This window comes from Delftia sp. NA_296.1 (assembly GCF_052692095.1).
Genome location: NZ_JBQZGF010000007.1, coordinates 286,057 through 300,225, shown reverse-complemented (window position 1 = coordinate 300,225; position 14,169 = coordinate 286,057). Strand labels below are relative to the sequence as shown.

Below are 14,169 nucleotides of genomic sequence, written 5' to 3'. Positions count from 1 at the left end.
AGACATACCATGGCCTTTCTCAGGACTTTGCTCACCAGGGTCGCCACGGCGGCAGCCCTGGGCCACGCCGCCCTGCTCTCTTTGCCAGCCCACGCGGCCCCTGCGCAACTGGTCACCCTGGTGGTGCCTGCCGCGCCGGGCGGCTCCAACGACATCGTGGCGCGCGTCATGGAGCCGCTGCTACGCGGCGAACTCGACCGGCCCGTGGTGGTCGAGAACCGTGGGGGCGGCGGGGGCAATGTCGGCGCAGCCTACGTGGCACGCGCCGAAGCCGGCAGCAACATCTGGCTGCTGACATCAGCCAGCATCGTCACCATGAACCCCGGCTTGTTCGCCAACCCGGGCTTCGACACGCTGCGCGACTTCGTGCCCGTGGCCGGCATTGCCAGCGTGCCCCATGTGCTGTTGGTCAACAAGGACTTTGCGCCGTCCACCCTGCCCGAGCTGCTGGCCTTGCTGCGCAGGGAGCCGGGCAGGTACTTCTTCGGCTCTGCCGGTAACGGCACCTACTCGCACATCCTCATGGAATTCCTCAAGCGCGCCGAAAAGGTGGATGCCTCCCATGTCCCCTTCCGTGGCGTGGCCCCGGCCATGACCGAACTGATGGCCGGGCGCATACAGATGCTGATCAGCACCCTGCCTTCGGCCATGCCCTACCTGCAAAGCCGCGACGTCAAAGCCCTGGCCGTGTTCTCCGACCAGCGCAGCGAGTTCCTGCCCGACCTGCCCCTGGCCCGCGACACCGTTGCCGGCCTGGTTGGCGACCTGTGGATTGCGCTGTACGCGCCCAAGGACACACCCTCGCAGGAAGTGCAGCGCATGCGCCAGGCCGTGGACAAGGCCCAGGCATCACCGGGACTGCGCGAGAAATTCCGCAAAATGGGCGCCAGCGTCTACGCCCCCACCGCTGCAAAACTGCGGCTGCAGACGGCAGCCGACCTGGCACGCTGGAGCCAGTTGATCCGGCAGGCAGGCATCCAGGTGGACTAAGCAGCCGGCCCATTTCAAGACATTCCAGAGCATTCCAAGGAGACTTCATGAAACTGCTGAGATTCGGCCCCGAGGGCCAGGAAAAGCCCGGCCTGCTGGATGCCGAAGGCCAGATCCGCGACCTGTCCGCCCTGTTGGACGACTACACGCCCCGCCTGCTCGGCCGCGAGGCGCTGCGGGCCCTGGCCGCCATCGACCCCGCCAGGCTGCCCCTGGTGAAAGGCCCGGTGCGCATCGGCATGCCCTGGAGCGGCATGTCCAAGTTCGTTGCCATCGGCCTGAACTACCGCGACCATGCCGAGGAAGCCGGCATGCCCATTCCCAAGGAGCCCATCCTCTTCGCCAAATGGCCCAGTTGCGCCTGCGGCCCCGACGACGACATTCCCCTGCCCGAGGGCAGCACACGCATGGACTGGGAGGTGGAACTGGGCATCGTCATCGGCGAGCGCGCGCGCAATGTGTCCGTGGCCGATGCGCTGGAGCATGTGGCCGGCTACTGCCTTGCCAACGATGTGTCCGAGCGCGAATACCAGATCGACCGCAGCGGTGGCCAGTGGAGCAAGGGCAAGGGCTTCGACCGCTTCGGCCCCATCGGTCCCTGGCTGGTCACGCGCGACGAAGTGCCCGATCCGCAGGCCCTGCAGCTATGGCTGGATGTGAACGGGGAGCGCCGCCAGAGCGGCAGCACGCGCACCATGATCTTTGGATGCGCCGAACTCATCAGCCACTGCAGCCGCGTGATGACGCTGGAGCCCGGCGACCTCATCATCACCGGCACGCCCCCGGGAGTCGGGATGGGCATGAAGCCGCCGCGCTATCTGAAGGCTGGCGATGTGATGGAGCTGGGGATCGAGGGGCTGGGCGTGCAGAGGCAGCGAGTGGCGTAGATCCACAAAAAAGCGGCTTCAAAAAGCCGCTTTATTTTTGAGCTGAACCAGCGCTCAGCTGCCCGCCACCTTCATGCGGTTGATCAGGATCGAGCCCACGGTCTTGGCGCCGTAGTTGTAGGCATCTGCGCCCACGGCCTCGATGCCCTTGAGCATGTCCTTGAGGTTGCCGGCGATGGTGATCTCATGCACGGGGAAGGCGATTTCGCCGTTTTCCACCCAGAAGCCGCTGACACCGCGCGAGTAGTCGCCGGTCACGTAGTTCACTCCCTGGCCCATGAGCTCGATCACGAACAGGCCCGTGCCCAGCTTCTTGAGCATGGCGGGCAGGTCGTCGCCGGCCTTGGTGCGGCGCGAGGTCATGACCAGGTTGTGCGATCCGCCGGCATTGCCGGTGGTCTTCATGCCCAGCTTGCGGGCCGAGTAGCTGGACAGGAAGTAGCCCTCGACGCGGCCGGCATCCACCACCTTGCGGGCCTGCACGCGCACACCTTCCTCGTCGAAGGGCGAGCTGCCCTTGCCGCCGAGGATGAAGGGGTCTTCCGTGATGTCGATGTGCTTGGGGAAGACGGGCTTGCCCAGCGAGTCGAGCAGGAAGGTGCTGCGGCGGTACAGCGCGCCGCCGCTGACGGCCTGCACGAAGCTGCCCAGCAGGCCTGCGGCCAGCGTGGACTCGAACAGCACCGGGCATTCGGTGGTCGGTATCTTGCGGCTGCCCAGGCGGCTCAGGGCGCGCTGGGCGGCGTAGCGGCCCACGGCTTCGGGCGAGGCCAGGTCGGCCGCGTTGCGCATGGAGCTGTACCAGGCGTCGCGCTGCATCTCGCCATTGCGCCCGGGCAGCGAGGCGATGGGCGCCACCGACAGGCTGTGGCGCGAGCTGGCGTAGCCGCCACGGAAACCATTGGTGTGGGCGCTGAAGAAATGGCTTTGCTGGGCCGAGACGCCCGCGCCTTCGCTGTTGGTGATGCGCTTGTGCGTGCGCAGCGCGGCTTCCTCGCATTGCAGCGCCAGTTCGGCCGCAGCCTCGCTGGTGAGGTCCCAGGGGTGGAACAGCTGCAGGTCGCGGTGGGTGCCGGGCTGGGCGATGTCGGCCGCATCGGGCAGGCCGGCCATGGGATCTTCGGCCGTGAAGCGTGCGATGTCGTAGGCGGCCTGCACGGTCTGCTGGATGGCGGCATCCGAGAAGTCCGAGGTGCTGGCGTTGCCACGGCGGTTGCCCAGGTAGACGGTCACGCCCAGCGACTTGTCGCGGTTGCGCTCCACGGTCTCCAAAGCCCCTTTGCGCACACTCACGCTCAGGCCGCAGCCCTCGGAAGCCTCGGCCCCGGCGTCGGTGGCGCCGAGCTTCTTGGCGTGGACCAGGGCACGGTCCACCAAGTCTTCAAAAAACGGTTGGCTGTAGCTGAAGCCGGAATCAGCCTGCGGTTTGGCGGTGCTTGCCGAGCGGGGACGGGGTTTTTTCATAGCGGCGGCTATGATAGCCGCCACTGCAGCGCTCTCCGCGCCGCCACTGCATTTGTCCCCTACCCCATGTCACGCAAACCCAAAAAAGGCTACTACGTCAAAGGTCACTTCGTTGCCGAAGGCAGCGAACTCGACCTGCAGCTCAAGGCCGAACTCAAAGGCACCCCCGACTCCAGCAAGACGGATCTCAAGCGCGAGTCCGACGCCTTGCAGGACCTCGGCAAGGATTTGCTGACGCTGCGCTCCGACCTGTTCAAGCGCCTGCAATTGCCCGACCAGTTGGCCGATGCCCTGGCCGAGGCCAAGCGCATCACCAATTTCGAAGGCAAGCGCCGCCAGATGCAATTCGTCGGCAAGCTCATGCGCAAGCTGGACGAGACCGAGATCGCCGCCGTGCGCGCCGCGCTGGACGAGCAGCACAACGGCTCGGCCGCCGAGAAGATGGCCCTGCATGCGGCCGAGCAATGGCGCGACCGCCTGATTGCCGAGGAATCGGCCCTGTCCATCTGGCTGGACCATTTCCCCGACACCGACACCCAGCAGCTGCGCGCCCTGATCCGCCAGGCCCGCAAGGACATGCCGGGCGCCCATGAGGCCAATGTGCAGGAATCCACCGGCCTGGCCCAGCGCAAGGGCCGCGCCTACCGCGATCTCTTCCAGCTGGTTCGCCAGCAGCTGGGCGGCACGGGCCGCGAGGCTGCCGAGGACGGTGACGGCACTGGCGAGGAAGCTGACGATGAGTGAACCCGTCCATGACGCTGTGCGCATCGGCATCGTCTCGATCAGCGACCGTGCCAGCAGCGGCGTCTATGAGGACAAGGGCCTGCCGGCCCTGCAGGACTGGCTCACCCGCTCGCTCAGGAACCCCATCACGTTCGAGCCGCGCCTGATCCCCGACGAGCAGGCCGGCATCAGCGCCACGCTGATCGAACTGGTCGATGCAGGCTGCTCCCTGGTGCTGACCACGGGCGGCACCGGCCCCGCGCCGCGCGATGTCACACCCGAAGCCACCCTGGCCGTGGCCGACAAGGAAATGCCGGGCTTTGGCGAGCAGATGCGCCAGATCAGCCTGGCCTTTGTGCCCACGGCGATTCTGTCGCGCCAGGTGGCGGTGATCCGTGGCAAGAGCCTGATCATCAACCTGCCTGGCCAGCCCAAGGCGATTGCCGAGACTCTGCAAGGCCTGCAAAACCCTGATGGCACGCAAACGGTCAACGGCATCTTTGCGGCCGTGCCCTATTGCGTGGACCTGATCGGCGGGCCCTATCTGGAAACGGACGACAGCGTGTGCAAGGCCTTCCGGCCCAAGAATGCCGTGCGCGCGCCGCGCACTGCGGACTGAGGTCCAGGGCCAGGAGGCCCCTCAGGTGCATCCAACAAGGCAGCCTCAGGGCTGCCTTTTTTGCGGCCGCACGGCCTGACTGTCGCACCGGGGCCACCAAGCCCGTGCTTGCCCCAATGCGGCAGGCCCCTGTCCCTGCCAGCATGGAATCACCCCGGCCCCTGCGCAACAGCAGCGGGCTTTTTCCATCCAAAGCAAGGAGACTTCATGCAGCAACGCCCCAAGACATCGCTGATGACACCGCTGGCCCTGGCACTGTGCGCCGCCGCACTGGCAACGCCGGCCCTGGCGCAGCAGGACAAGGTTCGGATCGGCTTCATCACCGACATGTCCAGTCTCTATGCCGATGTCGAGGGCAAGAACGGCGCCGTGGCGATACAGATGGCCATCGACGACTACGGCGGCAAGCTGCTGGGCAAGCCCATCGAGCTGCTGACGGCCGACCACCAGAACAAGGCCGACATTGCCGCCAGCAAGGCGCGCGAGTGGATAGACACGCAGGGCATCAGCCTGGTGTTTGGCGGCACGAACTCGGCCACGGCCCTGTCCATGGCCAAGGTGGCGCAGGAGAAAAAGCGGGTCTTCATCGACAACGGCGCCGGCAGCTCGGCGCTGACCAACGAGCAGTGCAGCCCCTACACTGTGCACTACGCCTTCGACACCGTGGCCCTGGCCAAGGGCACGGGCGCGGCCGTAGTGGAGGCCGGCGGCAAGAGCTGGTACTTCGTGACCGCCGACTATGCCTTCGGCCATGCGCTGGAGGCCGATACCACCAAGATCATCGAGGCGCGTGGCGGCAAGGTGCTGGGCTCGGTCAAGACGCCGCTGAACGCCAGCGACTTCTCCAGCTTCATGCTGCAGGCGCAGAACTCCAAGGCCCAGATCCTGGGCCTGGCCAACGCGGGTGGCGACACCATCAACTCCATCAAGGCCGCGCGCGAGTTCGGCGTGACCAAGGACATGAAGCTGGCCGGCCTGCTGGTGTTCTTCACCGACGTGCACAGCCTGGGCCTGAAGAACACCCAGGGCATGCAGTTCACCACCAGCTGGTACTGGGACATGAACGATGCCTCGCGCAAGTTCGCCGATGCCTTCATGGCCAAGACCCAGCGCCGCCCCAGCGAGATCCAGGCGGCCGACTACTCGGCCACCATGAACTGGCTCAAGGCCGTGGAGAAGGCCGGCACGCTGGACGCCGACAAGGTCATGGCCACCTGGCGCGGCATGAAGATGGACGACTTCTTCGGCAGCGGCTACCTGCGCGAGGACGGCCGCTACGTGCACGACATGTACCTGATGGAAGTGAAATCCCCCGCCGAATCCAAGGGCACCTGGGACTACTACAAGCTGGTCAAGAAGCTGCCTGCCGAGCAGGTCTGGACCACCAAGGCCGAGAGCAAGTGCCAATACTGGCGCTGAACTGGCACTGAGCCGGGGGGCAGCCCGGCCGCTCCCGCCCCTCGCTTTTCTCCACTGAATCTCCATGCCTTGGTCAATGCCGGGACATCGAACCGCGCCAGACTGGTAAGTTCGAGCATTGGGCGCGGCGCCGGGCAGGAACTTCTTCCCCTGCGGCCGACCGCGCGGCAGGGGAAGAATGAAGTTCAATCGCAAGTGGATCATTGGCGCCGTGGTGGGCGCCTGCATCATCGCCGGGGGCGCACTGTGGAAGGCCAGCGCCAAGCCCGCCACCCGGTACGCGACGGCCGCCGTCACCGTGGGCAACCTGGAGCAGACCGTGCTGGCCGTAGGCCGGCTGCATGCAAAGGAGCTGGTTGCCGTGGGCGCCCAGGTCTCCGGACAGGTCAAGCGCCTGCATGTGGAACTGGGCCAGCAGGTCAAGGCCGGCGACCTGATCGCCGAAGTCGATGCCCAGCCGCAGCGCATCAAGCTGCGCAATGCCGAGGCCTCGGTCACCGCGCTGCAGGCGCAGCTGGCCGCGCGGCGCGCGGCCCTCGTCCAGGCCCGGCTCACTTTCCAGCGCCAGCAGGAACTGCTACAGGCCGACGCCACCTCGCGCGCCGACCATGAGGCCGCCAAGGCGGCGCTGGACACGGCCCAGGCCGAGGTCGGCGCCCTGCAGGCCCAGATCGAGCAGGCACGCACCCAGGTGGAGACCGAGCGCATCAACCTGGGCTACACCCGCATCGTCGCGCCCATGGACGGCGTGATCGTGGCCGTGGTCACCAAGCAGGGCCAGACCCTGAACTCCTTCCAGACCACGCCCACCATCGTCATGCTGGCCAAGCTCGACGTGATGACCGTGCGTGCCGAGATTGCCGAGGCCGACGTGGACAAGATCCAGCTCGGCCAGACGGCATGGTTCACCACGCTGGGCAGCAACCGCCAAAAACACATGGCGAAGATAGAGCGCATCGAGCCCGCACCGACCTCCATCGTCAATGACGCGGGCGGCGCCGCCTCGCCCGCTGCGGCCACGCCCGCCGCCAAGGCCATCTACTACAACGCCCAGTTCGACGTGCCCAACCCGGACGGCAAGCTGCGCCCCTCCATGACCGCCCAGGTCACCGTGCGCGTGGCCCAGGCCGACAAGGCCGTGCTGGTGCCGGCCGCCGCACTGGGCAGCCGGGCAGAGGACGACAGCTACACCGTGCGCGTGCGCGACGGCGAAGGCAAGGTCGCCGAGCGCAAGGTGCGCATCGGCCTGCGCACCAATGCCCAGGCCCAGGTGCTGTCGGGCCTGGAGGCCGGCGAGCAGGTGGTGATCGGCGAGGCGGGCCCGAACAACGCCCCCGCCGCCGACCCCATGGGAATGTGAGCATGGACCAGCCATTGCTGCAAATGCGGGGACTGCGCAGGGAGTTCCCCGCCGGTGACACCACGGTCGCCGTGCTCAAGGACATCGACCTGACCATCGAGGCCGGCGAGATGGTGGCCATCGTCGGCGCCTCGGGCTCGGGCAAGTCCACGCTGATGAACATCCTCGGCTGCCTGGACCATCCGACCTCGGGCAGCTACCGCATCGCCGGCCGCGAGACCGGCGAGCTGGGCCCCGACGCGCTGGCCGCGCTGCGGCGCGAGCATTTCGGCTTCATCTTCCAGCGCTACCACCTGCTGGCCGACCTCACGGCCCAGGGCAATGTGGAGCTGCCATCGGTCTACGCCGGCACGGCGCCCACGGACCGCCATGCGCGCTCGGCCGCCCTGCTCGAACGCCTGGGCCTGGCCGACCGCATGCAGCACCGGCCGGGCCAGCTGTCGGGCGGGCAGCAGCAGCGCGTGTCCATTGCCCGCGCGCTGATGAACGGCGGCGCCGTCATCCTGGCCGACGAGCCCACAGGCGCGCTGGACAAGGCCAGCGGCGAGCAGGTCATGCGCATCCTGCAGGAGCTGCATGCCGACGGCCACACCATCATCCTGGTCACGCACGACATGGCCGTGGCGGCCCACGCCTCGCGCGTGATCGAGATCAGCGACGGCGCCATCATCGCGGACCGGCGCAGCGCCCCGCATGAAAGCAAGCCCCCGCTGGAGGCGACAGCCGCCCCGCGCGCCGCCTCCTGGCGCATGTTCGGCGACCGCTTCGGCGAAGCGCTGCGCATGGCGCTGCGGGCCATGAACGCGCACCGCCTGCGCACCTTCCTGACCATGCTGGGCATCATCATCGGCATCTCTGCCGTGGTCTCGGTGGTGGCGCTGGGGCGCGGTGCGCAGCAGCAGGTGATGAACCAGATCAGCGAGCTGGGCACGAACACGCTGGACATCTTCCCCGGCAAGGACTTCGGCGACACGCGCGCCGCCGCCATCGAGACCCTGGTCGCCGCCGATGCCCAGGCCCTGGCCGAGCAACCCTATGTGGACAGCGCCACGCCCAATGTGTCGGTCAGCGTCACGGCGCTGTACCGCGAGAACGCGGCCATGGCCCAGGTGACGGGCGTGGGCTTCGAGCACTTCCGGGTGAAGGGCCTGCGCCTGGCGTCAGGGCGGTTCTTCGACCAGCGCGACGTGGACCTGCACGCCCAGGTCGCGGTCATCGACCAGAAGGCCGCCACCGCGCTCTTCCCCGGCAACCCCAGCCCGCTGGGCGAGGTGGTGATGCTGGGCGAGATGCCCGTGGAGATCGTGGGCGTGCTGCGCCCCGCGCAAAACAGCTTCGGCGGCTCCACGCCCACCTTCTTCGTGCCCTACACGGCAGCCGCCACGCGCCTGGTCGGCAAGTACCACCTGGACAGCATCACGCTGCGCATCAAGGACGAGGTGCCGGCCGAGATCGCGCTGAAGGCGGCCACCAGCCTGCTCACGGAACGCCACGGCACAAAGGATTTCTTCGTCTGGAACTCCGACCAGATCCGCCAGGCCATCACGCGCACCAGCACCACGCTGACGCTGCTGGTCTCGGCCATCGCCATGATCGCGCTGCTGGTGGGCGGCATCGGCGTGATGAACATCATGCTGGTGTCGGTGACCGAGCGCACGCGCGAGATCGGCGTGCGCATGGCCATCGGCGCGCGCCAGTCGGACATCCTTCAGCAGTTCCTGATCGAGGCCGTGCTGGTCTGCATCGTGGGCGGCATCCTGGGTGTCTCTCTGGCGCTGAGCCTGGGCCTGGCAGTGAGCCTGTCGGGCTCCAGCTTCCAGCTGTCGTTCTCGGCCGCCTCCATCGTGCTGGCCGTCGCCTGCTCCTCGCTCATAGGCATCACCTTCGGCTTCCTGCCCGCGCGCAGCGCGGCGCGCCTGGACCCCGTCCAGGCCCTCTCCAGAGATTGACATGCATATGCTCAAGACCAGCGCGCTGGCATGCGCCGTGGCCCTTGCGGGCTGCGGCGCCATCACGCGCACCCCCTACGAAGCGCCACAGGTGGCGCTGCCCGCGCAGTTCGAACATGCGCAGGCATCGTCCCCGGCAGCCACGCCCACGCCCACGCCCATGCCCATGACCGATGCGTGGTGGCGCGGCTTCGCCGATCCACGGCTCGATGCCTGGATTGACCTGGCGCTGGCGCGCAACCCTGACATGGCCACGGCCGGCATCCGTGTGCGGCGGGCCGCGCTGCAGGCGCAACTGGCAGGCCATGCGCTGCTGCCCCAGCCCAGCGGCAGCGTAGGCACGGGCGCCAGCCGCCCGCTGTCGGGCAGCCAGCGCAGCATCCTGGAGAACGCCAGCGCCACACTGGGCGTGGCCTGGGAGCTGGACCTGTTCGACCGGCTGGGCGCGCAGCGCGATGCCGCCGTCTTCGAAGCACAGGCCAGCGTGCAGGACAAGGATGCCGTGGCGCTGTCGCTGACCACCACCACGGCCAGCCTGTACTGGCAACTGGCGCTGGCCAACGAGCGCCTGGACATGTCACGCCAAAGCCTGGAGTACGTGCGCCGCACGATCGACCTGGTGCAGGCCCAGTACCGCAGCGGCGCGGTGTCCGGCCTGGAGCTGCGCGAGGCCCGGCAGGCCCTGGCCGAGCAGCAGGCCCTGCTGAGCCAATACACCCAGGCCCGCGCCGAACTGCGCCAGGCATTGGCCGAATTGCTGCAGGGCGCCGAGCCGCCCGGTGGCGAGCCCCAGGCGCTGCCCGTGGCCGACCTGCCCGCCGTGCAGGCAGGCCTGCCCGCCGACCTGCTGGGACGCCGCCCCGACCTGCGCGCCGCCGAACTGCGGCTGCGCGGCGCCCTGGCCGGCAGCGATGCCACGGCCGCCAGCTACTACCCGCGGCTGTCGCTCACGGGCAGCCTGGGCACCTCCAGCAGCACCCTGCTCGATGTGCTGGCCAATCCCGTGGCGGCCCTGGGCGCCAACCTGGCCCTGCCGTTTCTCAATGTGCGCGAGATGCGGCTGAACACCGCCATCGCACGCAGCCAGTACGAAGAGGCGGTGGTCAACTTCCGCAAAACGCTGTACGCCGCGTTGGCCGAAACGGAAAAATCCCTGTCCGCCTGCACCGAACTGGCCCGCCAGGAAGAGGCCCAGCAGCGCGCCACGCAGGAATCCGTGGAAATCACGCGGCTGTACGAGGCGCGCTACCGCGCCGGCCAGGTGCCGCTGCGCACCTGGCTGGACGCCCAGGAGCGCCGCCGCGCAGCGCAGCTGGCCCTGTCCGCGCTGCACCTGGCACGCCTGCAGAACCAGCTCACGCTGCACAAGGCGCTAGGCGGAGGGTGGCCGGCTTCCTGAAGCCACCACCCAGGGTCCGCCAGAGTCAGAACGAATGCGCCATGCCCACGTAGAAGCCGGTCTGGCTGCCGCCCGGCGCCGGGTTGTTGTTGGTGGTCTCCACCGAGAAGTTCGCATTGCCGCCATTGCGCACATTGCCCACGCTGGCGTACAGCAGCGTGCGCTTGGACAGCGCGTAGTCGGCGCCCGCCATGAACAGGTTGGCGCTGCCGCCGCCCTTGTTGACCGTGGTGCGGTAGCCCGCCCCGATCAGCGTCAGCGGGCCTGACACGTTGTAGCGCGCGCCCATCCAGTACTGCTGCGCCTTGTTGGGCACGCCGGCCGCGCTGTCGGGCGCGGACAGCTGCTCATAGCCCGCGAACAGCTTGAGCGCGGACAGCGTCACCGTGCCGCCAAGCGTCAGGTTGCGGGAGGTGGTGTAGAGATCGCTGAAGCGGCCATTGGCATCGCGGGCCACGTCGTAGATGGCGCGCAACTCGAACGTGGGCGCGGTATAGGACACGGACAGCGCATCCTTGCGCAGCCGCGATGCGCCCTGCGGCTGCTCGCCCAGGCCGGTCAGCGCCAGCACGCGCAGGCCGCCCCAGTTGGGCGTCTCGTACGAGATCATGTTGTCATGCCCGCCCCAGTTGCGCCCCCGCACCAGCGTGGCCGAGCCGATGAACTGCTGGCCCGTGGGGTCCAGCGCCCAGTGCGCATCCGAGATCGACAGGTCCTTGCCCAGCTTCAGCGTACCCCAGCCGCTGCGCAGGCCCACGAAGGTGCGGCGGTTGAAGAAACCTGCGCCGTTGAACCTGGCATCGTCGATGCTGAAGCCCGACTCCAGCGTGAACAGCGCATGCAGCCCGCCGCCCAGGTCCTCCTCCCCCTTGAAACCCAGCATGCTCGTGCCCCACTGGTTGCCCACGGCCCGCCACAGATTGCCAGAGCCCCCCGTGGCCGGGTCGTACACATTGCTCTGGTAATCCACCCCCGCGACCACACGCCCATAGAGCGTGACCGAACTCTGGGCCTGGGCCGCCAGGGCCGTGCCCAGCGCCAGCGCCGTGCCCAGCCATTGAATGGTTCTTCTAGCCATGTCGTCTCCTCCTCCCGATTGCCAGTTGGCGAAAGCCCTCGCCACGAGGGCCAGGGCGTACTGAAATCCTTGCCGGCCACGCGTGAAAACTGCGGCCGTGCAGTCAGCGCGTTCTTGTTCTTGTGCCTGCGAAGCCTGCGGGGCAACGCCGGTAACGGCTGGCCATGGAATTCTCGGTGGGAGAAGGTGGCTGGAGATAAACGATTCGGCGACGGACTGATCCTCAGCCATCACGGACCGCTAGGTGTTTTCCCAAGGAAAGGCCGCCGCGCCATCCACGGCGGCCACCGGGCCGCGCATTGCACGCAGCCCGGATCGGCTCAATGCCGCGCGATCAACGCGCCGTCGTATCGCTGCTGGCCGCCACGATGGGGATATAGAACTCCCCGCCCGCGCGGTTGAATTCCTCGGCCTTGGCCTGCATTCCGGCGGCAATGCCTTCCTGCTCGGCCACGCCCTTGGCAGCGGCGAATTCGCGCACTTCCTGGGTGATCTTCATGGAGCAGAACTTGGGGCCGCACATGGAGCAGAAGTGCGCCACCTTGGCGCTGTCCTTGGGCAGGGTTTCGTCGTGGTAGGCCTGGGCGGTGTCGGGGTCCAGGCCCAGGTTGAACTGGTCCTGCCAGCGGAAGTCGAAGCGCGCCTGGCTCAGCGCGTCGTCGCGGGCGCGGGCGCCGGGGTGGCCCTTGGCGACGTCGGCCGCGTGGGCGGCGATCTTGTACGCGATGATGCCCTGCTTGACGTCGTCGCGGTCGGGCAGGCCCAGGTGTTCCTTGGGCGTGACGTAGCACAGCATGGCGGTGCCGAACCAGCCGATCATGGCCGCGCCGATGGCGCTGGCGATGTGGTCGTAGCCGGGGGCGATGTCGATGGTCAGCGGGCCCAGGGTGTAGAACGGCGCCTCGTGGCAGTGCTTGAGCTGCTCGGTCATGTTGGCCTGGATCATGTGCATGGGCACGTGGCCGGGGCCTTCGATCATGGTCTGCACGTCGTGCTTCCAGGCCAGTTGGGTCAGCTCGCCCAGGGTCTGCAGTTCGGCGAACTGGGCCTCGTCATTGGCGTCCGAGGCGCTGCCGGGGCGCAGGCCGTCGCCCAGCGAGAAGCTGACGTCGTACTGCTTCATGATGTCGCAGATGTCCTCGAAGTGCTCGTACAGGAAGCTCTCGCGGTGGTGGGCCATGCACCACTTGGCCATGATGGAGCCGCCGCGCGAGACGATGCCTGTGCGGCGCTGGGCCGTGAGGTGGATGTAGGCTAGGCGCACGCCGGCGTGGATGGTGAAGTAGTCCACGCCCTGCTCGGCCTGCTCGATCAGGGTGTCGCGGAAGATGGGCCAGGTCAGGTCCTCGGCGATGCCGCCCACTTTCTCCAGCGCCTGGTAGATGGGCACGGTGCCGATGGGCACGGGCGAGTTGCGGATGATCCAGTCGCGCGTGGTGTGGATGTTCTTGCCGGTGGACAGGTCCATCACGTTGTCCGCACCCCAGCGGATGGCCCAGACCAGCTTCTCGACCTCTTCCTCGATGCTGGAGGTGACGGCCGAGTTGCCGATGTTGGCGTTGATCTTGACCTTGAAGTTGCGCCCGATGGCCATGGGCTCGATCTCGGGGTGGTTGATGTTGGCCGGGATGATGGCGCGGCCGCGCGCCACTTCGTCGCGCACGAATTCGGGCGTGATGATCTTGGGGATGGCGGCGCCCAGGCCGTTGCCGGCCAGGCGCGCCTCGCGCGCGGCGTCCTGCTGGTACTCGGCCATCCATTCGCGGCGGCCGTTCTCGCGCAGGGCCACGTATTCCATCTCGGGCGTGATGATGCCCTTGCGCGCGTAGTGCATCTGGGTGACGTTGCCACCGCTCTTGGCGCGGCGGGGTTGGCGCTGCAGCGATGCGGCCTCGGCCCGCAGGCGGGCCACGCGCTCGTCTTCCTCGCCGCGCTTGCCGCCGTCGTCCAGGGCCTGGCGCAGGCGGCCGGCGTAGTACTCGCTGTCGCCGCGCGACTCGATCCAGGCATTGCGCACGCCCGGCAGGCCGCTGCGCACGTCGATGGCCACGGCCGGGTCGGTGTAGGGGCCCGAGGTGTCATAGACGCTGACCTGCTCGCCATTGGTCAGTTGGATATCGCGCACGGGCACGCTCAGGCCGGCATGCAGGCTGCCTTGCAGATAGCTCTTGGTGGAGGCCGGGAACGGCTTGCGCGACTGCGCCAGCAGGTCGGAAAAACGCTGTGCGTCTGGAGCTTCGCCGGCTGCGGGGGTGAAGATGGAATCGGGAGCGTTCATGTC

The 14,169-nt window shown here is 67.9% G+C and carries 11 protein-coding genes; 8 read left to right on the top strand and 3 right to left on the bottom strand.

What is annotated here, in order from left to right; all coding sequences use genetic code 11:
* Positions 1-9: 9 nt before the first annotated feature.
* Positions 10-990, top strand: a complete 981-nt coding sequence (locus tag ACUTR7_RS19165) for a Bug family tripartite tricarboxylate transporter substrate binding protein (RefSeq protein WP_445609554.1) — start codon at positions 10-12, stop codon at positions 988-990.
* Between the two features lie 47 nt (positions 991-1,037).
* Complete coding sequence (locus tag ACUTR7_RS19160) at positions 1,038-1,877, top strand: fumarylacetoacetate hydrolase family protein (RefSeq protein ID WP_445609553.1); 840 nt, start codon at positions 1,038-1,040, stop codon at positions 1,875-1,877.
* Between the two features lie 54 nt (positions 1,878-1,931).
* On the opposite strand, the gene pmbA is transcribed toward ACUTR7_RS19160, so the two are convergent.
* Positions 1,932-3,341, bottom strand: a complete 1,410-nt coding sequence (pmbA, locus tag ACUTR7_RS19155; protein WP_202759731.1) for a metalloprotease PmbA — start codon at positions 3,339-3,341, stop codon at positions 1,932-1,934.
* A gap of 66 nt (positions 3,342-3,407) precedes the next feature.
* On the opposite strand from pmbA, the gene yjgA reads away from it, so the two are divergent.
* From yjgA to ACUTR7_RS19125, 6 genes are all read left to right on the top strand, one after another.
* A complete protein-coding gene (gene yjgA, locus ACUTR7_RS19150; protein WP_096915647.1) occupies positions 3,408-4,085 on the top strand; it encodes a ribosome biogenesis factor YjgA in 678 nt (225 codons plus the stop codon).
* A complete protein-coding gene (mog, locus tag ACUTR7_RS19145; RefSeq protein WP_445609552.1) occupies positions 4,078-4,683 on the top strand; it encodes a molybdopterin adenylyltransferase in 606 nt (201 codons plus the stop codon). The genes yjgA and mog overlap by 8 nt, the downstream gene beginning before the upstream one ends.
* A 207-nt stretch (positions 4,684-4,890) precedes the next feature.
* Positions 4,891-6,102, top strand: a complete 1,212-nt coding sequence (locus ACUTR7_RS19140) for an ABC transporter substrate-binding protein (RefSeq protein ID WP_012204238.1) — start codon at positions 4,891-4,893, stop codon at positions 6,100-6,102.
* Positions 6,103-6,280: 178 nt separating this feature from the next.
* Positions 6,281-7,462 carry an efflux RND transporter periplasmic adaptor subunit gene (locus tag ACUTR7_RS19135; RefSeq protein WP_445609551.1) on the top strand — a complete coding sequence of 394 codons (1,182 nt, stop codon included), beginning with the start codon at positions 6,281-6,283 and terminating at the stop codon, positions 7,460-7,462.
* 2 nt (positions 7,463-7,464) lie between these two features.
* Positions 7,465-9,411, top strand: coding sequence for a MacB family efflux pump subunit (locus tag ACUTR7_RS19130; protein WP_012204236.1), 1,947 nt, complete (start codon positions 7,465-7,467; stop codon positions 9,409-9,411).
* 1 nt (position 9,412) lies between these two features.
* Positions 9,413-10,810, top strand: a complete 1,398-nt coding sequence (locus ACUTR7_RS19125) for an efflux transporter outer membrane subunit (protein WP_445609550.1) — start codon at positions 9,413-9,415, stop codon at positions 10,808-10,810.
* Positions 10,811-10,835: 25 nt separating this feature from the next.
* Here the strand turns inward: ACUTR7_RS19125 and ACUTR7_RS19120 are convergent, their stop codons facing one another.
* Positions 10,836-11,888, bottom strand: coding sequence for a porin (locus tag ACUTR7_RS19120; protein ID WP_445609549.1), 1,053 nt, complete (start codon positions 11,886-11,888; stop codon positions 10,836-10,838).
* 334 nt (positions 11,889-12,222) lie between these two features.
* Positions 12,223-14,166 (bottom strand): phosphomethylpyrimidine synthase ThiC, encoded by a 1,944-nt coding sequence (gene thiC, locus ACUTR7_RS19115; protein ID WP_034368871.1) that lies wholly within the window; start codon positions 14,164-14,166, stop codon positions 12,223-12,225.
* Positions 14,167-14,169 lie beyond the last annotated feature (3 nt).